Origin of the sequence: Variovorax cryoconiti (assembly GCF_051216395.1) — a bacterium.
Lineage (GTDB): Bacteria > Pseudomonadota > Gammaproteobacteria > Burkholderiales > Burkholderiaceae_C > Variovorax.
In genome coordinates, this window is the sequence record NZ_JBPJZI010000005.1 from 315,105 (window position 1) to 336,201 (window position 21,097).

20 protein-coding genes are annotated in these 21,097 nt (G+C 68.9%); 9 read left to right on the top strand and 11 right to left on the bottom strand.

Going from position 1 to position 21,097, the window contains the following annotated elements:
• Positions 1–19: 19 nt before the first annotated feature.
• Entirely contained in the window at positions 20–1,507 is a 1,488-nt protein-coding gene (locus ACSFA2_RS15315) for an efflux transporter outer membrane subunit (RefSeq protein WP_435456165.1), read from the top strand.
• A 271-nt stretch (positions 1,508–1,778) separates the two neighbouring features.
• Here the strand turns inward: ACSFA2_RS15315 and ACSFA2_RS15320 are convergent, their stop codons facing one another.
• On the bottom strand, positions 1,779–3,401 hold the full coding sequence (locus ACSFA2_RS15320) for a HipA domain-containing protein (protein ID WP_435456166.1): 1,623 nt from the start codon (positions 3,399–3,401) through the stop codon (positions 1,779–1,781).
• Between the two features lie 100 nt (positions 3,402–3,501).
• Here ACSFA2_RS15320 and ACSFA2_RS15325 point away from each other — a divergent pair, with 100 nt between their 5' ends.
• On the top strand, positions 3,502–4,233 hold the full coding sequence (locus tag ACSFA2_RS15325; protein WP_435456167.1) for a class I SAM-dependent methyltransferase: 732 nt from the start codon (positions 3,502–3,504) through the stop codon (positions 4,231–4,233).
• Positions 4,234–4,370: 137 nt separating this feature from the next.
• On the opposite strand, the gene ACSFA2_RS15330 is transcribed toward ACSFA2_RS15325, so the two are convergent.
• Positions 4,371–5,798 carry an MFS transporter gene (locus ACSFA2_RS15330; protein ID WP_435456168.1) on the bottom strand — a complete coding sequence of 476 codons (1,428 nt, stop codon included), beginning with the start codon at positions 5,796–5,798 and terminating at the stop codon, positions 4,371–4,373.
• Positions 5,799–5,892: 94 nt separating this feature from the next.
• On the opposite strand from ACSFA2_RS15330, the gene ACSFA2_RS15335 reads away from it, so the two are divergent.
• Positions 5,893–6,744, top strand: a complete 852-nt coding sequence (locus ACSFA2_RS15335; RefSeq protein ID WP_435456169.1) for an AraC family transcriptional regulator — start codon at positions 5,893–5,895, stop codon at positions 6,742–6,744.
• A gap of 36 nt (positions 6,745–6,780) precedes the next feature.
• Here the strand turns inward: ACSFA2_RS15335 and ACSFA2_RS15340 are convergent, their stop codons facing one another.
• Positions 6,781–8,169, bottom strand: coding sequence for a GntT/GntP/DsdX family permease (locus ACSFA2_RS15340; RefSeq protein WP_435456170.1), 1,389 nt, complete (start codon positions 8,167–8,169; stop codon positions 6,781–6,783).
• A 128-nt stretch (positions 8,170–8,297) separates the two neighbouring features.
• Between ACSFA2_RS15340 and ACSFA2_RS15345 the strand changes: the two genes are divergently transcribed.
• From ACSFA2_RS15345 to ACSFA2_RS15360, 4 genes are read left to right on the top strand one after another with little or no spacing between them, the layout of a single operon-like run.
• On the top strand, positions 8,298–9,746 hold the full coding sequence (locus ACSFA2_RS15345) for a cobyric acid synthase (RefSeq protein ID WP_435456171.1): 1,449 nt from the start codon (positions 8,298–8,300) through the stop codon (positions 9,744–9,746).
• Between the two features lie 4 nt (positions 9,747–9,750).
• The gene (gene cobT, locus ACSFA2_RS15350) at positions 9,751–10,809 is read left to right on the top strand and encodes a nicotinate-nucleotide--dimethylbenzimidazole phosphoribosyltransferase (RefSeq protein ID WP_435456172.1); all 1,059 of its coding nucleotides are present in this window, start codon (positions 9,751–9,753) and stop codon (positions 10,807–10,809) included.
• Entirely contained in the window at positions 10,806–11,585 is a 780-nt protein-coding gene (cobS, locus tag ACSFA2_RS15355) for an adenosylcobinamide-GDP ribazoletransferase (RefSeq protein ID WP_435456173.1), read from the top strand. The genes cobT and cobS overlap by 4 nt, the downstream gene beginning before the upstream one ends.
• Positions 11,586–11,592: 7 nt before the next feature.
• Entirely contained in the window at positions 11,593–12,726 is a 1,134-nt protein-coding gene (locus ACSFA2_RS15360) for a histidine phosphatase family protein (RefSeq protein WP_435456174.1), read from the top strand.
• 4 nt (positions 12,727–12,730) lie between these two features.
• Here ACSFA2_RS15360 and nth read toward each other — a convergent pair whose 3' ends face one another.
• Genes nth through ACSFA2_RS15375 form a run of 3 tightly spaced genes read right to left on the bottom strand, consistent with a single transcriptional unit; the run spans position 12,731 to position 15,019 of the window.
• A complete protein-coding gene (gene nth, locus ACSFA2_RS15365) occupies positions 12,731–13,375 on the bottom strand; it encodes an endonuclease III (RefSeq protein WP_435456175.1) in 645 nt (214 codons plus the stop codon).
• Between the two features lie 4 nt (positions 13,376–13,379).
• Positions 13,380–14,759: a type II toxin-antitoxin system HipA family toxin gene (locus tag ACSFA2_RS15370; protein WP_435456176.1), complete on the bottom strand. Its 1,380-nt coding sequence runs from the start codon at positions 14,757–14,759 to the stop codon at positions 13,380–13,382.
• Positions 14,753–15,019 carry a helix-turn-helix domain-containing protein gene (locus ACSFA2_RS15375; protein WP_435456177.1) on the bottom strand — a complete coding sequence of 89 codons (267 nt, stop codon included), beginning with the start codon at positions 15,017–15,019 and terminating at the stop codon, positions 14,753–14,755. Before ACSFA2_RS15375 ends, ACSFA2_RS15370 begins: the two co-directional genes overlap by 7 nt.
• A gap of 132 nt (positions 15,020–15,151) precedes the next feature.
• On the opposite strand from ACSFA2_RS15375, the gene ACSFA2_RS15380 reads away from it, so the two are divergent.
• Entirely contained in the window at positions 15,152–16,339 is a 1,188-nt protein-coding gene (locus tag ACSFA2_RS15380; protein WP_435456178.1) for an aminotransferase-like domain-containing protein, read from the top strand.
• A 4-nt stretch (positions 16,340–16,343) separates the two neighbouring features.
• On the opposite strand, the gene ACSFA2_RS15385 is transcribed toward ACSFA2_RS15380, so the two are convergent.
• Entirely contained in the window at positions 16,344–16,571 is a 228-nt protein-coding gene (locus ACSFA2_RS15385; RefSeq protein WP_435456179.1) for a hypothetical protein, read from the bottom strand.
• Positions 16,572–16,628: 57 nt separating this feature from the next.
• Here ACSFA2_RS15385 and ACSFA2_RS15390 point away from each other — a divergent pair, with 57 nt between their 5' ends.
• Positions 16,629–16,979 carry a DUF6172 family protein gene (locus ACSFA2_RS15390; RefSeq protein ID WP_435456180.1) on the top strand — a complete coding sequence of 117 codons (351 nt, stop codon included), beginning with the start codon at positions 16,629–16,631 and terminating at the stop codon, positions 16,977–16,979.
• A gap of 9 nt (positions 16,980–16,988) precedes the next feature.
• Here the strand turns inward: ACSFA2_RS15390 and ACSFA2_RS15395 are convergent, their stop codons facing one another.
• Genes ACSFA2_RS15395 through ACSFA2_RS15410 form a run of 4 tightly spaced genes read right to left on the bottom strand, consistent with a single transcriptional unit; the run spans position 16,989 to position 21,027 of the window.
• Positions 16,989–18,062 (bottom strand): Ldh family oxidoreductase, encoded by a 1,074-nt coding sequence (locus ACSFA2_RS15395; RefSeq protein ID WP_435456181.1) that lies wholly within the window; start codon positions 18,060–18,062, stop codon positions 16,989–16,991.
• Complete coding sequence (locus ACSFA2_RS15400) at positions 18,059–19,567, bottom strand: tripartite tricarboxylate transporter permease (protein ID WP_435456258.1); 1,509 nt, start codon at positions 19,565–19,567, stop codon at positions 18,059–18,061. Before ACSFA2_RS15400 ends, ACSFA2_RS15395 begins: the two co-directional genes overlap by 4 nt.
• A gap of 7 nt (positions 19,568–19,574) precedes the next feature.
• Positions 19,575–20,042, bottom strand: coding sequence for a tripartite tricarboxylate transporter TctB family protein (locus ACSFA2_RS15405; RefSeq protein ID WP_435456182.1), 468 nt, complete (start codon positions 20,040–20,042; stop codon positions 19,575–19,577).
• A gap of 13 nt (positions 20,043–20,055) precedes the next feature.
• Complete coding sequence (locus ACSFA2_RS15410) at positions 20,056–21,027, bottom strand: tripartite tricarboxylate transporter substrate binding protein (protein ID WP_435456183.1); 972 nt, start codon at positions 21,025–21,027, stop codon at positions 20,056–20,058.
• Positions 21,028–21,097 lie beyond the last annotated feature (70 nt).

Genomic DNA, 21,097 nt, shown 5'->3' on the forward strand with positions numbered 1-21,097 from the left:
CGAACGAGGAGTCTTCAACATGACCAACTTTTCAACTTTGCTGGGCCGGCCGCAGCGCCTGCTGCCCTTGATCGCCGCCCTGGTGCTGGCCGGCTGCGCCTCCGTGGCGGAGCTGCCGGCCGCGCCGGCGGCCCCCCGGCAGTTCAAGGAAGCCGCTGTGGCGCCCGCCGGGACGACCGCACCGGTGCGGGCCGCGGGCGACTGGTGGCGCGCCTTCAACGACCCGGTCCTCGATGACCTGGTGACGCGCGCCGCCGCCAACAACACCAGCATCCAGCAGGCCGCGGCACGGCTGGCGGAGGCCCGCGCGCTGGCGCGCAGCGTCGACTCGGACCGCTCGGTGCAGGTCGGCCTGAACGGCGGGGCGAGCCGTGCACAGGGGCTGGACCGCAACCAGAGCAACCGCCCGTCGACCCTGCTCAACGCAGGGGCCAGCGTGTCGTATGAGCTGGACCTGTTCGGCCGCCTGTCGGGCGCCAGCAACGCGGCGACGCTCGATGCAGAGGGCAGTGCGGCGCTGCTGCAGAGCGCTCGACTGCTGGTGCAGGCCGAGGTGGCGCAGAACTACCTCACGCTGCGCGCGCTGGACGACGAGCGGGCGCTGATGCGCGACACCGTCGAGGCCTACCGCGACACGCTGCGCCTGACGGAGCGGCGCGAGCGGGCGGGCGATCTGGCCGAACTCGACGTGGTGCGGGTCCAGACCGAGGTCGCATCGACCGAATCCGACGCCCTGGCGCTCGATCGCCAGCGCGCGCTGGTCGAGCATGCCCTGGCCGTGCTGACTGGCGAGGCCGCCTCGCAGTTCAGCCTGCCGAGCGGCGAGTGGCGTACCGCGCTGCCGCAGATTCCGGCCGGGCTTCCCTCGACGGTGCTGGAACGTCGGCCCGACGTCGCCGCGGCGCAGAAGACGGTGATGGCCGCGCAGGCCCGCGTCGGTGTCGCGCAGACGGCCTGGTTCCCCAGCATCGCGTTGACCGGCGGCGGCGGCTACGCCTCACCGGAACTGGGCGACCTGTTCAAGTGGTCGGCCCGCTCCTGGGGCATCGGCGCGCTGCTGTCGCTGCCGATCCTCGATGGCGGCCGGCGCGAGGCGGGGGTTCAAAGTGCGTCGGCGCAGCTCGACGGCGCGCTGGCGAGCTACCGCTCGCAGGTGCTGGTGGCCTTCCGCGAGGTCGAAGACCAGCTCGCATCGCTGCGGCTGCTCGACGAGCAGTCGGTGGTGCAGGCGCGCGCCGTGAGTTCGTCGGCGCGGGCCACCTCGCTCTCGGACACGCGCTACCGCAACGGCTACATCAGCCAGCTCGACCTGCTGGATGCCCGCCGCAGCGAACTGCGCAACCGCCGGCAGGCGCTGCAGGTGCGCTCGGCGCAGTACCAGGCCACGGTGGGCCTGATCCGCGCGTTGGGCGGCGGCTGGGGCGAGGTTCAGGCGACGGCGGGGGCGGAGCCGGCCGCGGCCACCCGTGTCAGCTCGGCGATTCCGACCGCCAAGGCGCTGGAGTAACTCGGCTGCGCTAGCGCCGCCGTGCAGGCGGGGCGGTAGTACAGGGCATCGGAACCGGCGACCGGTTCGGTGGCGGCCATCATCATCCAGATGTACTGGCCGTCGGCACGTTGCTGGACAGTGAGGGCGAGGTCGTGGGTGGCTTGCATGTAGTCAATTGTATTAATTTTATGCACACCCCTGCCTGGCACCAGACGGGATGGACCACGCTGTCTGCGCAATTCGGCCCCGCGGTCTCTGAACTGACCGGGGGACGTCCACTGCGTTCCGCTCAGCCCTTCGGCCGCGCCGGCAGGAGCGGCGCAACGAACTTTCTGGCAACTTCGAGATTCTGGGCGGCCAGATCCTTCATCTGCTGCGACGTGGGCACGGCCAACGGCTCCGTCTGGACCGCGCCCCAGAATCGTTCGGTCGCCTCCATGGCACGCGCCCAGACGTCGGGCTTGGCGCCGATGGTGCCGACCTTGGGCTCCACCGGTGTCAGGGCCGGATCGACGCCGCCGCCAATGGACGCGTAGCGCATGGGCAGGACGTCATAGGCGGGCGCGATGCCGGCGTATTCACCCGCTTCGTCGATCAGCAGCGAGATGTTCTCGAAATGGCGGTCGGTATTTCCGATGAGCTCACTGAAGGCGGCCACCGTGTCGACATCGCGCGCGTCCGCGGATGAAAGGTACTTGGCTGTTTCGCACCGCGCTGCGAACTCCGACCACGTGTCGCGGAGTCCAAAGAACTCGTCGTCGACAGCGCCGGCCGACAGCATGCCGACTCGGCCGGCGCTTCCGGTGCGATCAAAGCGCTGGACCTGCAGGAAAACGTAATCGCCGATGGCGAGCAGGTCGGTCGCTGCGGCAGCCACGCCTGCCTCGGACAGCGAGCGCAGTGCCAGGTGTTCCAGCGGCAGGAGTTCCGCCATGCGGCTGCCGAGCTTTGCGAACTTGACGATGACGTGGCCCGCGTCTTCGGTGAGGTCCAGGAACTTGGGCTGTTCACCGCCGGCGCTCGAGCCGAACGTTGTCTCTTTGAGTGCCGTGGCCATCTGCAGGAAATGCGTGCGCTTCCGGGCTGCTGGCGTCGGCTCGACGGCGCGAAGGTCCATCTCCGCTTGCAGCGATGTGTCCCCGAACACCAGATTGCCGGGGAGGTTCATTCCACGGGTGAAGAGGTAGGCGACACGGTGCTCGTCGCCCCAGTCCTTGAGGCTCGCCGGAAACCGCAGATCCCGCGCCGCCTGCTGCGCCAAATGGCGCCCGAGGAACCCCGATGGGGCCGCGAACGTCATGTAGGGCGGCAGCCCCTCGTACAAGGTGGTGGATTGCGAGCCGATCCGCTCCAGCGTGGCGCCGCCAGCGAGGAACTCAATGTCTGCGAACGGCGCGAAGGTGCCGGTGTTCAGCACGCGGTAGATCTTCTGACGCGGGGCGACGCCGAGCGGCAGCTGGCGCAGCAATCCATACCTTGGTGTCCGGTCTCCGGGGATCCGGAACGACGTCACCGAACCAGACATGCGCTGAATAGTTCGCGATAGGGTTGGTTGGCTGACGCCCAGTCCGGAGATGAGCTGCGCTGCACTCCTCGGACCGCCCACGAGAAGGCGCTCAATCCTGCCTTGCTCCTCGACGTCTCGGACGATCATATGAATTGTTCGTGAATAATTCAAAAAATTATATGTGAATTCAATGTTCGGATGTGTTTGGGTCCTGATGGTCGTCGCTCGCCGTTGGAGTTGCGGCTCAGTTGGCCGGGGCAGAGCCGGCAGCGGCCACGCGCATGAGTCCGGCGATGCCGATCGAGAAAAGCGCTGGAGTAGATCGACCGCGCCACCGCCGCGGTGCTGGACGGTGAGAGCGAGGTCGTGGATGGCTTGCATGTAGTCAATTGCATTGACGTTCATGGGCGCGGGCTGTTCGTCGCGTCGGCGGTTGGGTCAGGCCACGGTGGCATGTTGGGCGCACAGTCCCTCCTTCTCACCTCACCTCACCTTCGGAACGACCATGTCATTTGGGGAATCCGCAGCGATCTACACCACGACGCGCCTGTCTTATGCAGAGGAAATCGTCGACCGGGTCACCGACCTTCTCGGCCCGGCGCACGGTCACTCGATCCTCGACATCGGGTGTGGAACCGGTATCGCGACGCGGCAGTTGGCGGCACGCGGCTTCCGGATGGTCGGCACCGACGTGGACGCGGACATGGTCGAGGAGGCCCGCGCGCTGGGCGCGGCAGGCAGCTACCAGGTCGCCACCGCCAGCCAACTCGATTTCCCGGATGCGGAATTCGACGGGGCCACAGCGTTCGGCGCGTTTCATTGGTTCTCCGATGAAGCGTCCGTTCGGAGCATCCAGCGTGTGCTGCGACGTGGCGCGGCCTTTGTCGTCGTCAACAAGAACGACGTCGGCGATTTTCGTGAATCCATCGTCGAGATCGTCAGCCGCCATGTCGCACTCGCGAGCGCCCGCCCGAAGCGCGACTACCAGCCCGCGAAGACGCTCGACGCCTTCGGTTTCAATGCGGTCGAGGAGACCGTCATCCCGGTGATCGAGCATCTTTCCCTGACTCAGACCGTGGGACACGTCCGGTCCATGCGGCTGTGGGAAGAAGTACCGCCGTCGCTCCACGACACGATCGAAGCCGAGTTGCGTTCCAACCTCGCCGGCCGACTCGACGCGTGCGGAAACTTTCAACGCCGGCTTTCTGTCGCCGTGGTGTGGGGGCGCAAGCCGTAGGGCATGCCTATGCCAACCACATTGCAGACGCGTCGCCATTTGCCAATGCCAAGGGGAAGCGTGACACGTCGTGCAGGGTGAAGTCAGCGGGGCTCAAGGTCATGTTTTCTCCCGGGGGGTGTCAGGGTGGGGCGAATTCATGCCGGCTGGCCCAGGCGCAACGAGAGCAGCCCGCACAGCAGCGCCAGGCCTGCGGCAGCGAAGAACGCGGCATGACTGCCTGCCAGCAGGGCGCCTTGTGCATCGATGCCTGCGGGCTGCCCCTGCGCGACCGCACCAGCCAGCGTGGCGAGTGCGGCCACCCCCAGTGCGCCACCCAATTGGCGTGCGGTGTTGGCCAGCCCGGAAGCCAGGCCGGCGTCCTGCACCGGCACGCCCGAGGTCACCGCATGCGTGGCTGCCAGGATGAGCATGCCCAGGCCGGAGCCGACCAGCAGCGTCGGCCCGAGCACGTCTTGCATGAACGCCGCCCGGGCAGGCAAGAGGCCCAGCCAAGCCAGCCCCGCAGCCGCCAGCAGGGCGCCCCACAGCGGCAGGCGCCGGGCCGTGCCCGCGCCCATGGCTTTGGTGAACAGCAGCCGCACCGCCGCCAGCATCAGGCCCATCGGCAGCATCGCCAGCCCCGTCTCGCGTGCGCCGTAGCCCGCCACTTGCTGCAGGCTCGTGGAGATCAGGTAGATCGACGCGGCGAGCAATGCGCCCAGTCCCAGCATCAGCAGGTTGCCTGCAGCCAGGCCGGGCAGCTGGAAGATCGACAGCCGCACCAGCGGGCTGGCACTGCGCCGCTCGACCGCGATGAACAGCACGAACAGACTCAACGCAAGCGCCAATGCGCCCAGGACGATGGGCGAGTTCCAGCCCTTCGCGGTCGATTGCGTGATGCCATAGACGAGCAGGGCGCTGCCCAGCGTGGACGCCAGCGCGCCCGGCACGTCGAGCCGGGGTCGTGCCGTTTGCGCCGGTGGTGCCATCAGACTGGAGGCGATACCCGCCATCAGTAACAGCCCGACCGGCACATTGACGAACATCACCCAGCGCCAGCCTGCGCCTTCGGTCAGCACGCCGCCGATGACCACACCCAGCGCAAAGCCGGCCGAGTTCAGCGCGGCCCACAGGGACAGCGCGCTGGCGCGTGCCTGCTTGTCGTGGTGCGTGGCGGCCATCACCAGCGTCATCGATGAGGTGGCCAGCACGGCGGCGCCGATGCCCTGCACGGCGCGTGCCGCCAGCAGCAGCGCGGCGCCGGAGGCCAGGCCGCCAGCCAGGCTGGCGAGCGTGAAAAGGAACAGGCCGGCCAGCAGCACCGGGCGCCGCCCGTACAGGTCTCCGGCGCGCGCTGCCAGCAGCATGCAGCCGCCGAAGCTCAGCAGGTACGCATCAATCACCCACTGCTGGGCCTCATGAGACAGCTGCAGGTCGCGCTGCATCGCGGGCAGGGCGACGTTCACGATGGAGCCGTCCATCACCACCATGAAGGAGGCGAGACAGGCCATCGCGATGACGAGCCACAGAGGCAGCTCGGGGCGAAGCAGGGGCGCGGGGGCGGGCAGTGCGGCGGTGCGCATAGGAAGGACTCCGGTCGTTCGTGATGGCCCAGTGTCCGGTCGACAGGGAGAAACCTGATAACGTTGTATGGACATAAAACAATGGAATCCGGCCATGCCCGAATCCCTCGCGCTTTCGGCGGCTCACGGGCCAGCCATTTCGCCGAACACGGCGCTGTTCGATCTCAGCGAACGTGCCGACGGCCCGCCGCTGATCGCTGTCTGGGGCAGCGAAAAGACGGACAGCGAATTCCAGCTCGGCACGCGCGAGACCGGCTGGCACCAGCACCTGCGCGGGCAGATCTTCTGCATCGAGAACGGACTGGTGCACGTGCGCACCCAGCAGGGTTCGTGGCTGCTGCCGCCGCACCGCGCCGGCTGGGTGCCCCCGGGCATGCCGCACATGGCCAACATCAGCGGCGTGATGAGCGGCTGGAACGTGCTGGTGACGCCCGAGGCTGCGCGAGCCTTGCCCGCGGGCCCTTGCGTCGTGGGCGTGAGCGAGTTGCTGCGCGCGCTGGTGCGCCGCGCGGTGGGCTGGAGCGGGCAGGACCGGCTCACCGCTGCGCAGCGCCGGGTGACGGCCGTGCTGCTCGACGAACTGCGGCTTGCCCCGCGTGAGCCCCTGCATCTGCCCATGCCCACCGACCGGAGGCTGCTGCGCATCGCCCAGGCCGTGCTGCAGGCACCGGGCGATGCACGCACGCTCGATGAATGGGCCGTGTGGGCGGGGCTGTCGCCGCGCAGCCTGACACGGCTGTGCCAGGCCGAACTGGGCATGGGCTTCGCCCAGTGGCGCCAGCAGGCGGGGCTGGTTCATGCGCTCGAAGGCCTGGCCCGGGGCGAGTCTGTCGCCGCCGTGTCCGATGCGCTGGGCTATGCCACGCCGAGCAACTTCATCGCGATGTTCCGGCGGGCCTTCGGGGAGTCGCCGGCGCGGTACTTCGCGAAGCGCAACGGTCCGTAGGGACGCCTCGCGCCTGCCCGCCTCCGATCGTGAGCATCAAGTCGGCATCACCGCATTCATCAACAGCACCATCCCCAGGCCCACCAGCGCCACGATCGACTGCACCACCGTGATGGTCCGGGTCGCTTCGCCCATCGACATGCTGAACGACTCCTTCACCAGCCAGAAGCCGGCGTGGTTGGCGTAGTTGAAGAACAGCGAGCCGCTGCCGATCGACAGGGCCAGCAGTGGCAGATTGAGCGTCGGGTCGGCGCCCGCCAAGGGCGCGAGCAGGCCGGCCGCGCCCACGATGCCCACCGTGGCAGAGCCGGTCGACACCGACAGCAGCATGGCGATCAGCCAGCCGAGGACGAGCGGGGGGAAGGCGAACTGCTGCGTCAGGTGCACGATCGCATCGCCGACCTTGGCGCTGGTGAGGATCTGCTGGAAGGCGCCGCCGCCCGCGATGATGAGCATGATCCCGGCGATGGGCTTGAGGCTGGCGCCCATGGCATCGCGCAGCTTCTCGGCATCGCCGCCGCGCGCGTACACCAGGGCGATCGCAGCGAAGAGCACACCGAGCAGCATGGCGATGATCGGGTTGCCGACGAACGCAGCGGCACCGGCCAGGGCGGAGCCCTTGGGCAGGAAGGTTTCGCTCAACGCGTGCACCAGCATCAGCAGGGCGGGCAGCAAGGCCGCGAAGGCGCCCAGGGCCACGCCCGGCGGGTTGGCGGCGCTGGCCGCGTGTTGCTGCGTGAGCGTGAACTGGTCGAGCAACGCCTGATCGGGGCGCGTGGTCATGCGTGGCGCGATGAAGGCGCCATACAGCGGCCCCGCCAGCACCATCGCGGGCAGCGCCGCGATGAAGCCGTAGAGCATGGTCGGGCCGACGCTGGTCTTGAGCGCGGCGATGGCGGTCAGCGGCCCGGGGTGCGGCGGCACCATGCCGTGCATCGCGGCCAGCGCGGCAATGACCGGCACCCCGACGTAGACATAGGCCGAGCCCTTGAAGCGCTCGCGCCCTTCGAGCTTGCGCGCCACGCTGAAGATCAGCGGCAGCATCACCACCAGACCGACCTCGAAGAACATCGGAATGCCGACGACGAAGGCCACCAGCGTCATGGCCCACGGAATCATGCGGTCCGAGGCATGGCGCAGGAGGGCGTTGGCGATCTGCTCGGTGATGCCTGCGTCGGCGAGGATCTTTCCGAGCATCGCGCCGAGCGCGATCACCACGCCGACCGCACCCAGCGTCTTGCCGGCTCCGTTGGTGATGTTCTTGGCGATCTCGCCGAGGTCCATGCCGGTGGCGAGACCGACGCCCACGCAAACGATCAGCAGGGCGACCAGCGGGTGCATGCGCACGCGCGAGACGATGAGGGCGACCAGCAGCAGGACGCTGGCCAGGGCGGTGAGCAGGAGATGGATGTCGGTGGAGGTCATGGGATGGGTGGAAGGGTGAAGCGGCAGTTCGCCGTCGGATGTCACCCGTCGTTGTCGATCGATTCTATGAATCCGGGCGTGTCGCCGCTGCCGGCGCCGCGCCGCGTGCCGCCGACGACAATCGCCCCATGACAGCGAAATGCGTGATGGTCCTGGGAACGACGAGCGGCGCCGGCAAGAGCTGGGTGACCACGGCGCTGTGCCGCCACTACGCTCGCCAGGGCCTGCGCGTGGCGCCGTTCAAGGCGCAGAACATGAGCAACAACGCGCGGGTGGTCGCCGGCGGCGAGATCGGCAGCGCGCAGTACTTCCAGGCGCTGGCCGCGCGCGCGGTGCCCGAGGTGCGGATGAACCCGCTGCTGCTCAAGCCCGAGCGCGACACGCACAGCCAGGTCGTGTTGCTGGGGCAGGTGAGCGCCGAACTCACCGGCCTGCCGTGGCGCGGTCGCAGCGAACGCGTGTGGCCGCAGATCGCCGCGTCGCTCGACGCGCTGCGCGCCGAGAACGACGTGGTGGTGATCGAAGGCGCCGGCTCGCCGGCCGAGATCAACCTGATGGCCAGCGACATCGTCAACCTGCGCGTCGCGCGCCATGCCGATGCGCGCTGCCTGCTGGTGACCGACATCGACCGCGGCGGCGCCTTCGCGCATCTCTACGGCACCTGGGCGCTGATGCCCGAGGCGGACCGCGCGCTGCTCCATGGCTTCGTGCTCAACCGTTTTCGCGGCGATGCGTCGCTGCTGTCGCCCGCGCCTGAACAGCTCCAGGCACTGACTGGCGTGCCGACCGTGGCGACGCTCCCCATGTGGTGGCAGCACGGCCTGCCCGAGGAAGACGGCGTTTTCGACGACCGCAGCACATCGACGGGGCAGGTGACCTGCACCGTCGCCGTGATCGCCTACCCCCGCATCAGCAACCTCGACGAATTCCAGCCACTGAAGAACGTGCCCGGCGTGCGCCTGCGCTGGGTGCGCAGCCCGGCCGAGCTGTCCGACGCCGACTGGGTCGTGCTGCCCGGCTCCAAGCAGACCAGCGGCGACCTGACCTGGCTGCGCGCGCAGGGGCTGGACCGCGCCGTGGCTGCGCACGCCGCGCGCGGCGGCCGGGTGCTGGGCGTGTGCGGCGGGCTGCAGATGCTGGGCGAGGCGCTGATCGACCCGCACGGCATCGACGGCAACGCGCCGGGCCTGGGGCTGCTGCCGCTGGTGACGGTGTTCGCGCCCGACAAGACGGTGCGCCAGCGCAAGGCCGCCTTCGCGACGCTCACGGGCGCCTGGTCGGCGCTGTCGAACGTCGGCGTGCACGGCTACGAGATCCATCACGGCCAGACCGCCGAGCACAGCGCGATGGCCGCAGCCGGCGACCACGCGCACGCCGCCATGCCCGATGGCCTGGCCTGGCAGAACGCCGCGGGCAACGTGCTGGGTGTGTACCTGCACGGCCTGTTCGAAGACCCGGCCGTGCTGCAGGCGCTGTTCGGTGCCACAGCGCCCACGCTCGATGCCGTCTTCGACGGCCTCGCCGATTTCATCGACGCGCATTTCGCGCCCGGTGTGTTGTCTTCCTTGATCGACTGAGCCCATGTCCACCGTCACGCTTCCATCCGCGCTTCCCCCTGTTGTTGACCTGCACGACGCCGCCTTGGCCAGCCGCCTGCAGCACGCAATCGACAACAAGACCAAGCCGCTCGGCGCGCTGGGCCGGCTCGAGGCGCTCGCGCTGCGCATCGGCGCGATCCTCGGCAGCGAGACGCCGGTGCTGGCGCAGCCGCAGATGCTGGTCTGCGCGGCCGACCACGGCCTGGCGGCGCGCGGCGTGTCGGCCTATCCGAGCGATGTGACCTGGCAGATGGTCGAGAACTTCCTGGCCGGCGGTGCCGCCGTGAGCGTGCTGGCGCGCCAGCACGGCCTGGCCCTGACGGTGGTCGATTGCGGGGTGCGTCGCGACTTCGCGCCGCGCGACGGATTGGTCGTGCGGAAGGTCGCTCAAGGCACGGCCGATGCGTCGACCGGCCCCGCGATGACCGCCGCGCAGTGCGCCGAGGCCATCGCCAACGGCATGGCGATCGTCCGCGACCTGCCCGGCAACGCGCTGCTGCTCGGCGAGATGGGCATCGGCAACAGCTCGGTGGCCGCGATGCTGCTGGCACGCCTGGTGGGCCACGACATCGAGGCCTGCACCGGCGCCGGCACCGGCCTCGACGCCGAAGGCCGCGCCCGCAAGGCGCGCGTGCTGCGCGACGTGCTCGCGCTGCACGCCGGCGCCACGTCGCCATTCGACGCCCTCGCAGCCTTCGGTGGCTTCGAGGTCGCGACGCTGGTGGGCACCGTGCTGCAGGCGGCCGAGGAGCGCCGCGTGATCGTGGTCGATGGCTTCATCGCCAGCGCGGCCGTGCTGGTGGCGCAGGCGCTGCGGCCGCACGTGGTGCAGCGCTGCGTCGCGGCCCATGTCTCGGCCGAACCGGGCCATGCGCTGCTGCTGACGCACCTGGGGCTCGACCCGCTGCTGCACCTGGACCTGCGGCTGGGCGAGGGCTCGGGCGCCGCGCTGGCCTGGCCGTTGCTCGAATCGGCCTGCCTCGTGCTGCGCGACATGGCCAGCTTCGAGGCCGCTGGCGTGGCGCGCAAGGACGCCCCATGAGCGGGGTGCGCCACTTCCTGCTGGCGCTGCAGTTCTTCACCCGCATCCCCGTCACCGGCCGGCTGGCGCAGTGGGTCGGCTACAGCCCGGCGATGCTGCGCGCGAGTGCGGCGCATTTTCCGGCGGTCGGCTGGGTCGTCGGCGCCATCGGCGCGCTGGCACTGGCCGGGGCGCTCGCGCTGTGGCCGCCGCTGGTTGCCGCGGTGCTGTGCACGGTGGTGACCGTGCTCGTCACCGGCGCCTTCCACGAAGACGGCCTGGCCGACGTGGCCGACGGCCTGGGCGGTGCGTCGACCCGCGAGCGCGCGCTGGAGATCATGAAGGACTCGCGCATCGGCGCCTTCGGCGCCATTGCCGTGGTGCTGGCGCTGGGGCTCAAGTTCGCGCTGCTGGCCGCGCTGGCCGGGCAGGGCGCCTTCGTCGCCTGCGCGGCGCTGTTGGCGGCGCATGTGCTGTCGCGGCTCGCGCCGCTGGCGGTGATGCGCGCGTCGCCCTATGTCGGCGGCGAGGGCGGCAAGTCCAAGCCGATGGCCGATGCGGTGAGCGGCGCGTCGGTCGCCGTCGCGGTGGGGTGGTCGCTGCCAGCCGCGGCGCTGCTGGTGGTCGCGGGCGGCACCGTGAACGGCGTGGCCGCCGTGGTCGCCGGAGCGCTGGTGGCGCTCTTCATGGTGCGACTGCTGCGCCGCCGGCTCGGTGGCTTCACCGGCGACGGACTCGGTGCGACGCAGCAACTGAGCGAACTGGCCATCTACCTCGCGCTGGCCGCGCGGCTGTGAGCGCACGGTGAGCACCCTCTGGCTGCTGCGGCACGCGCCGGTCGATGCACCGGCGGGCCTTTGCTACGGCCGCACCGATCTGACATGCGCGGCCGAGGCCACGCAGGCCGTGGCCGCGACCATCGCGCCGCTGCTGCCGGCGAATATCGCCCTTCATACCTCGCCCCTGCAGCGCTGCACGACGCTGGCCCGCGCCATCGCCGACCAGCGGCCGGCGCTGTCGCAAGCCACGATCGACCCGCGGCTGGCCGAGATGAACTTCGGCGCCTGGGAAGGCCAGCCCTGGGACCGTATCGCGCGTACCGACTTCGATGCCTGGATGAACGACTTCACCGACGCGCGCGCTGGCACGCACGGCGAAAGCACGCGCCTTTTCATGGCGCGCGTTGGCGAGGCGTGGGACGCCTGGCACGCGTCGAGGCGCGACGCGCTGTGGGTCACGCACGCGGGGGTGATGCGCGCGGTGACGCTGTTGCAACGAGGGGTGCGCATGCCTGTGGATGCAAGCGAATGGCCGCGCCAGCCGATCGGCTTCGGCGAGTGGCTGAAGGTGGCGGATTCGCAGATGGTTGAACGGACACGAGAGGACGTCGATGCGTACCTGGAGCGGCATCCGCAGGAGCAGCAGCGCCTGTGCGCCCTGCGCGCCCAACTGGGGGACGATGCCGATCCGTTCGTGCGGTCGAACATGGCAGGCCACATCACCTCCAGCGTGCTGGTCTTCGACGCCGGACTGCAGCATGTGCTGCTGATCCACCACAAGGTCTATGCGAGCTGGATGCAGCCGGGTGGCCACGTCGAGCCGGATTCGCTCAGCCTGCTCGATTCGGGTCTGCGCGAGGTCGAAGAAGAGACCGGTCTGCCTGTCGTCGACGTGCAGCCGCTGCTGCAGGGTGGGGTGATGGACATTGACACGCACGCCATCGCTGCCCGGCCGGACAAGGGCGAAGGCGCTCACCGGCACCACGATTTTCTCTATCTCGCCGTCGCACGCCAGCCTTTCGTTCCCCGGCCTCAGCTGGAGGAGGTCAACGATGTGGCGTGGTTGCCGATCGAGGATTTCCTGGCCATCCCCGGGCAGCGCATGCGGCATCTGGTTCCGAAGTTGCGGCGTTTCCTGATGGAGGCGCGAAGGCCCTGAGCGCTCAGCCCTTCGGCGCGGCCGTCTTCGGCTTGTAGTCGCAGTACGGCGCCACCGCACACTCCCAGCACTTCGGTTTGCGCGCGACGCAGATGTAGCGCCCATGCAGGATGAGCCAGTGGTGGGCGTGCAGGCGGTAGGCGGGCGGCACGCGCTTCTCCAGCTTCAGTTCGACGTCCAGCGGCGTCTTGCCCGGCGCCAGTCCGGTGCGGTTGCCGACGCGGAAGATGTGCGTGTCGACCGCCATGGTCGGTTCGCCGAAGGCGACGTTGAGCACCACGTTGGCCGTCTTGCGGCCGACGCCGGGCAGGGCCTCCAGTTCGGCCCGCGTGCGCGGCACCTCGCCGCCGTGCAGCTCGACCAGCATCCGGCAGGCTTCGACCAGGTGCCTGGCCTTGCTGCGGTACAGGCCGATGGTCTTGATGTAACTCTCGAGACCTTCCACGCCCAGGTCGAGAATGGCCTGCGGCGTGTTCGCGACCGGGTAGAGCTTGCGCGTCGCCTTGTTCACGCCGACGTCGGTGGCCTGCGCCGACAGCAGCACGGCGGCCAGCAGCTCGAAGGGCGTGGTGTAGTCGAGTTCGGTCTCGGGCGTGGGGTTGGCCGCCTGCAGCGTGGCGAAGAAGGCGGCGATGTTTTCTTTTTTCATGGGGTCACGAAGCGGGCGCAGGGGCGGGCTCGGTGTCGTGCAGGCGTTGCGCGGTTGTGGTCATGCCGTCGAAGATCGCTTCGGCGAGTGCCGGTGGAAAGTCCGGCGGAAGCGCGGCCTCGACCGCGCGCAGCACACCCGGCAATTGCTGCAGCAGCTCGTCGCACAGCGCGCGTGAATCGCCCAGGCCGGCCAGCTTGGCGACGCCGTCCCAATGCCGCGCCTGGATGTCGGCCAGCCCCCAGTGCGCGCTCTTGGCCCGCAGCGCCATCGCGAGCTTGGCCTTCTGTCGGGCGAGCTGGTTGGCGCCGCTGCCGATGATCGGCCAGGCCGAGAGCACGTCGTAGAAGGGCGTGAGCCGGTAGCCGCCGCCGCGCTCCAGGAAGATCGAGAAGTTCTTGGCGTGGCCGTCGGTGGCCGCGAGCAGCCAGAACACCATCTGGGCCTTCACGAAGGCGGTCTTGTCGGCCAATGCGTTCGCGCTGGCGTCGAGCACCCGCAGGATGTCGCGCATGCCCGGGCCGCCATCGGTTTCGTACTTCTGCGCGCCGGGCACGCCCAGCGCCTGGCAGAAGTCCTCCTGCGGCAGGCGGGCGATCCATTCGGCGTCGGTGCCGGCGTTCTGCAGCACGCGGTCGAAGCGCTGCACGACCAACGCCTTGCGCTGGCCGAAGGTGGCGATGTCGCAATGCGCGGTGGGCAGGCCGAAGGCCGTCATCACGCGCGAACAGAGCCATTCGTTCTCCACCGACTGCTGCATGTCGGCCTGCATGTTGCCGACCAGGCCGAGGGGCAGCTTGAGGATGTGCGTGGTCGGCGTGGCACCCAGCGGGCGGAACCACGCATCGCCGCGGCGCAGCAGCGCGGTCTTCTCCTGCGCACCGGCAATGGAGATGCGGAATTCGTCGTCGTCGCGCTGGCCCAGCACGCGGCCGGTGGCGAGCGAGGCGTTGATCGCGTGCTCGACGCCCGCGTCGTCCAGCGGCTCGGCCGCGATGCGGTCGAAGCCCGCCGGCTGCGCGCCGGGCTCCAGCAGTTGCACCGCGCCCACGCACTCGCGGCCGATGGCGGTCAGCAGGTCGAAGGCATCGGTGCTCGCGGTGGCGAACTTGCCCTGCAGCCGGCGGCGGATGCTGTCGTTGTCGGGCAGCAGGTTGTCGAAGTAGTTCTGCACCGCGGGGCCGCGCAGCGGTACGTTGCCGGGCGTCAGCGGCAGCGACAGCGACAGCCGGCGCGCCGCTGGCGACGCGATCCAGTCGTCGGCGTACTGAAAGCGGTGTTCGCCCTCGCGCACCGACCATTCGCCGACGATTTGTCCGTTGGTCCACACCACCAGCGGATGCGGGTGGCGCGCGCCGCGGCCGCGCTTCTTGGGGCTCACCATGATGTGTCTCCGGGCGCGGGCACGGCAGATACCGCTTCGGTGGCCGGCATTTCTTCGAGCACGAGCCGATGACCCATGAGCGCGACGAGGCGGGAGATCTGGTCGAAGCTGGTGACGCCGGGCGCGGCCTCGATGCGGGCGATGCGCTTCTGGTTCACGCCGAGCCGTTCGCCCAGCTCGGCCTGCGTCAGCTGGCGCGACTGCCGCAATGCGCGCAGCAGGGTGCTCAGCTGCTGGCTGGTTTCAAGGGGGTATTGCATGCTTACTACTTCAGAGTGGTAATGTCAGATTACTATCCATGGATAGTAAAGTCAAATCACTACCTGTGAGTGGTATGGCCGCGCTGTCGCTTCCCCTCGACAATAGCGGTCCAGAAAGTGAGTCCATCCGCCATGCAATTCGCCTCCCGCCTCGACAACGTCGAAACCTCCGCCATCCGCGAACTCTTCAAGCTGCTCGGCACGCCCGGCATCATCAGCTTTGCCGGGGGCTTCCCGGACAGCGCGATGTTCGACGTCGAGGGCCTCAAGGAAGCCAGCGCCAAGGCGCTCGACGAGGAGCCCGGCGGGGCGCTGCAGTACGGCGCCACCGAAGGCTACGAGCCGTTGCGCACGCAGCTCAGCGCCTTCATGAAGACCAAGGGCGTGGACGTGGCGCCCAGCGGCCTGATTGTCACCACCGGCAGCCAGCAGGCGCTCGACCTGCTGGGCAAGACCATGATCTCGCCGGGAGACAAGGTGATCGTCGAAGGCCCGACCTTCCTGGCCACCATCCAGTGCTTTCGCCTGTATGGCGCCGAACTCATCAGCGCCCCGGTCGACGCCAACGGCGTGAAGACCGACGAACTGGAAAAGCTCATCGCCGAGCACCAGCCCAAGTTCGTCTACCTGATCCCGACCTTTGGCAACCCGAGCGGCGCGATGCTGAGCCTGGAGCGCCGCAAGAAGGTGCTGGAGATGGCGGTGAAGTACCAGACGCTGATCGTCGAAGACGACCCGTACGGCGACCTGTACTTCGGCGAGGCGCCGCCACCGTCGATCCTGTCGCTGAGCCAGGACGTGCCCGGCAGCCGCGAGCTCATCGCGCACTGCGGCAGCCTGAGCAAGGTGCTCAGCCCCGGCCTGCGCATCGGCTGGATGATCGCGCCGGCCGAGTTGCTGGCCAAGGCGACGATGTGCAAGCAGTTCAGCGACGCGCACACCAGCACCTTCGCGCAGGCGACCGCCGCGCAGTACTTGAAGAGCGGCCGCATGCCGGCGACGCTCGCCAACGTGCGCCAGGTCTACGGCGAACGCGCGAAGGCGATGGGTGCGGCGCTCAAGCGTGAACTGGGCGATGCGATCGAATTCACGCAGCCCAACGGCGGTCTGTTCTTCTGGGCGCGCCTCACGGGTGCGAACGGCAAGATCGCCGATGCCAACGTGCTGGCCAAGAAGGCAATCCAGGAGCTGGTCGCCTTCGTGCCCGGTGCGCCGTTCTTCGCCGAGAACCCGGATGTGGCAACGCTGCGCCTGAGTTTCGCGACGGCCAACGTCGAGAAGATCGAGGAGGGCATTGCCCGCCTCGGCAAGGCGCTGTAGTCATTCAAGGCGAGCGGTGCAGCCGGGGCGCGGACAAAAGCGCCAGGTTGTCCGCGATCGCCGCATCGACCTGGCGGTATTTCCCGGTGATGCGCGACAGGGTCATGATGGTCTGAAGGGCCTTCAGGTCCTTCACGCTCGGCGCCACCTTGATCTGCGCGATGGCGGCTGCCGTGTTGCCGCCATTCACCAGCGCCATTACCTTGCCTGCCCAGTCGTTCGCTCGCGCCATCGTATTCACCTGTTGTCCGTCGGAGCGCCGACTGTACACACGCAGTTAGGATCACCCATGAGAAAAACTTTTCAGCTCAAGCCCGAGGGCAAGCACCCCGACCGCCACCTCGAAGCGGTCAAGCACGAGATCCGCAAGTACATCCAGCGCGAAAAGCGCCGGGACCTGCCGGAAGACACGGATTACTGGGCCTTCGATTGCCGTTTCGGCGCCGAGGCCGAATCGGCTCAGGCCATCCACGTCGAGGAGATCACCACGTCGATCGACGCGGTGGTGAAAGCCGAGGGCGCGCAGTTCTACATCGAGATCCTCGCCAGGCCGGCCAAGCGCGGGCCGCGTGGAGAGCGGAAGGTGGTCGAGAAGAACACCGACAGCGCCGACGACGGCGAAGCGGACACCGAGGACTGACCCGCCTTTTCAGCGCAGCGCCTGCGCCAGCTGCAGGCCGTAGCGCGCTTCCGCCGCCTTCAGCGAGGCGGCGATCGACGGGTGCAGCCGCACGCCGTCCTTCTCCTGCGACGTTCGACGCTTCAACCCCCCTTCGCCGGGCAGGCGCACCGGCGTGCCGGCATCGACGGGCACGTTCTCTCGACAGCGCGCGGCCACATGGTCCATCTGGCGCAGGAAGGCGTCCTTGCCGCCGAAGGCCTGCAGGTCGTGCAGCGTGATGTGGACCGTCGCGCCCCAGCCTTCGGGTGGGTCGACCCGGCCGTGGCCGGCGAGCCCGGCGGTCAAGGTCTCGACCAGCAGCGCCATGCCGTAGCCCTTGTGGCCGTGGCTCAATCCGCCGACCGGCAGCAGCGTGCCGGGTGGCTGGTCGAACAGGGTCTGCGGGTCGTTCGTGGGATGGCCTTTCGCATCGATCAGCCACTCTTGCGCGAAGCGCTCGCCCGCAGCGCGCTTGCGGTTGCTCATGCCGTTGGTCGTGATCGAGGCCGAGATGTCGACCATCACGCCGCCGCCCGTCAACGGAAAACCCATCGCCATCGGGTTGGGCGTGAAGACGGCCTGCGTGCCGCCGAAGGGCGCGACGCTCGCGGTGTTGGGGTCGGAGCAGGCCAGCAGCATCAGCAGGTCTTCCTCGAGCGCGCGCAGCATGTACGCGGCGAGGCAGGCGATGTGGTGGCTGCGCCGGACGACGAGCGACGCGGTGCCGAGTTCGCGGGCACGCGGAATCAGCAGGTCGAGACCCTGGTGCACCAGCCACGGGCCGGGCAGGCGACGGCCGTCCCACAGCACGGCGGCGGGGCGGTCGGACAGCACCTCGGGCACGCCGTCGCGCGTCATGCCGCCCGACTCGATCTCCTTCACGTAGCCGGCAAGCAGGGCCAGCCCGTGGGTGTCGTGACCGAGCAGATCGCCTTGGACCAGCGTGCTGGCCACGCACGCTGCCATCGGTACGGAGAGCCCGGCGCGCTGCAGCAGATCGGTCGCGAAGCGACGCAGCGCGTCGGCGTCGTACAAGGAAGTGGTGTCGGTGGAAGCGGTCATGCGGGAACGGGATCGGTGATCGGGCGCAGCTTGCGGCGGCGCCAGGCCAGCCAGCCCGAGCCGCCCCACAGCAGCAGGGTGAAGATGGCCAGGCCGGCGGCGATCGGCCGCTCGACGAAGGCGAGCCAGCTGCCGTCGGACTTGATCATCGAGGTGATGAAGTTCTCTTCCAGCATCTTGCCCAGCAGCATGCCGAGGATGGCCGGCGCCACGGGGAAGCCGTTTTCTTCCAGCACCCAGGCCGCGACGCCGAAGCCCAGCAGGATCCACAGGTCGAACAGTGCGTTGTTGATGGCGAAGGCGCCCACCAGGCAGAACACCAGGATGATCGGCATCAGCACGTTGCGCGGCATGCGCAGGATGCGCGCCGATGCCTTGATGCAGGCCCAGCCCAGCGGCAGCATCAGCAGGTTGGCCAGGATGAACACGATGAACACCGCGTAGACGTTCTGCGGGTTGTTCATGAAAATCATCGGACCCGGGTTCATGTTCTTCATGTAGAGCACGCCGATCACGATGGCGGTGATCGAGTCGCCCGGAATGCCGAACACCAGTGCCGGCACCCAGGCACCGGCCAGCGCGCTGTTGTTGGCAGCACCGGCCTCGACCAGGCCTTCGGGGTGGCCGGTGCCGAACTTCTCGGGTTCCTTCGACAGCTTCTTGCTCATCGCGAAGGACATCCACGCCGCGATGTCGGCGCCCGCGCCGGGCAGGATGCCGACCGCCGTGCCCAGCACGCTGCCGCGCAGCGTCTGCTTCGGGTACTTGCGCATCAGGGCGCCCATGCCCTTGAACACCGAGCCGATCTGCGCCTTGAACTCGGCCACCTTCGAGGTGTCGAGCGTGAAGCGGATCAGCTCGGAGATGGCGAACATGCCGATCATCGCGGGGATGAGGCTCAGCCCGCTCAGCAGGTCGGGGCTGTCGAAGGTGAAGCGCGGATGGCCGGCCGGGTTCTCCAGCCCGACGCTGCCAAGCAGCAGGCCCAGGCACAGCGTGATCAACCCCTTGAGCGGCGTATCGCTGGTGATGAACACCGCGCAGCTCAGGCCCAGCAACACGAGCCAGAAGTACTCGAAGGAGCTGAACTTGATGGCCACCTCGGCCAGCGCTGGCGCGGCGACGATCAGGACCACCGTGCCGAACAGGCCGCCGATGCACGAGAACACCAGGCCGATGCCCAGCGCGGTCTCGCCCTGGCCCTTGCGCGTCATGGCGTACGACTCGTCGGTGTAGGCCGCCGAGGCGGGGGTGCCGGGGATGCGCAGCAATGCGCCGGGGATGTCGCCGGCGAAGATCGCCATGGCCGTGGCCGTGACGATCGCCGCCACGGCGGGCACCGGCGGCAGGAAGAAGGTGATCGGCACCAGCAGCGCGGTGGCCATGGTGGCGGTCAGGCCGGGCACGGCGCCCACGAACATCCCGAAGATGCCCGAGAGCAGCATGACGACGAGCACGGTCGGCGTGGCGACCATCTGCAGGGCGAGGATGACGGCGTCCATCAGTGGTCTTTCACCAGGCGAATCGTTGCAGCAGGCCCCACGGCAGCGGTACCTTGAGGAGCTTGTAGAAGCAGGTGTGGATCACCAGCGTGGCGGCGATGGCCACGGCCACGGCGAGCAGCGGCCGCACCCCGCAGGCCCACTGAAGCGCCACCAGCACCACCAGGCTGCACACGATGAAGCCCAGCGTCTCGGACAGCAGGATGTAGAACACCATGCTGCCGACGGTGATGGCGAAAGCTGCCAGGTGCCGTGGCGAGCGCAGCCCCTCGCTCAGGACGAGCCAGGGCTGCTTCATGCGCAGCCCCTGCCAAGCCAGCACCGCCGATGCCGCCCCGAGGCCGATGGCGACCAGCCCCGGGAACAAGGCCGGCCCGTATTGCTGCCCGGCCGCGGGTGGAAAACCCTGGATGTGCCAGAGCACCGCCAGGGACAGCAGCAGCAGGACGCCGCCGATCAGGCTGTCGTGGATGCGCATCGGTGCGATGCGCTCACTTGGCGATGCCGACGGCCTTCATGGCCGCAGCGGACGCGGCGTCCTTCTCGGCCATGAACTTGGCGAAGTCGCCGCGGTCGGCGTAGAGCGCGCCGAAGCCGCGCTGCGCGAGGAAGTCCTGGTAGCCCTTGCCGTCGTAGATTTTCTTGAGCGCTGCCGCGAGCTTGTCGGTCATGTCCTTGGGCAGGCCCTTGGGGGCGGCGATGCCGCGCCAGGCGCCGATGTTCCACAGCGTGCCGTCCGCCGCCTTGTAGAGGGGCACCTTGGGGAAGATGCCGTCGGGCTTGGAGCCCATCAGCACCAGCGCGTTGACCTTGCCGGCCTCGATCAGCGCCCGCGCCTCGGGCAGCGAGCACGACACCACGTCGACCCCGCCCGCCAGCAGGTCCTGCAGGCCGGGTGCGGCGCCCTGGCTCGGCACCCAGGCGATGGCGTTGCCCGGCAGCTTGTTGTCGACCAGCCATTGCGCCAGCCCCAGGTGCCAGATGCCGCCCTGGCCGGTGCCACTGGCCTTGAGCTTGCCGGGGTTCGCCTTGGCGGCGGCGAGCAGGTCCTGCGCCGATTTGATGGGCGAGTCGGCACGTACCATCACGGCGTTGGCGTCGAAGTTCATCAGCGCCAGCGGCGTGTAGTCTTCACTCGACAGCTTCGTGAGGCCGGCGTGCCGCATCATGCCGATCTCCACCGTCAGGATGCCGATCGTGTAGCCGTCGGGCGGGGCCGACGCGATGGCCTGGTGGCCGACCACGCCGCTGCCGCCGGTGCGGTTCACCACGTTGATCGGTTGTTTCAATTCCTGCTCGAGCTCCGCGGCGATGATGCGCGCCACCGCGTCGGTGCCCCCGCCCGCGCCCCAGGGCACGATCAGCGTGATGGGGCGTTCGGGGTAGGCCGCGAAGGCCAGACCGGGGAAGGTGGCGGCGACCGCGGCCGCAGCCAGGACGCTCAAGGATTGACGGCGCTTCATGGTGTCTCCTGCTCTGTGGATCGAGATGTCCCGCCGCATTCTTCGATGCGACAGGGCATTCCAACATCCG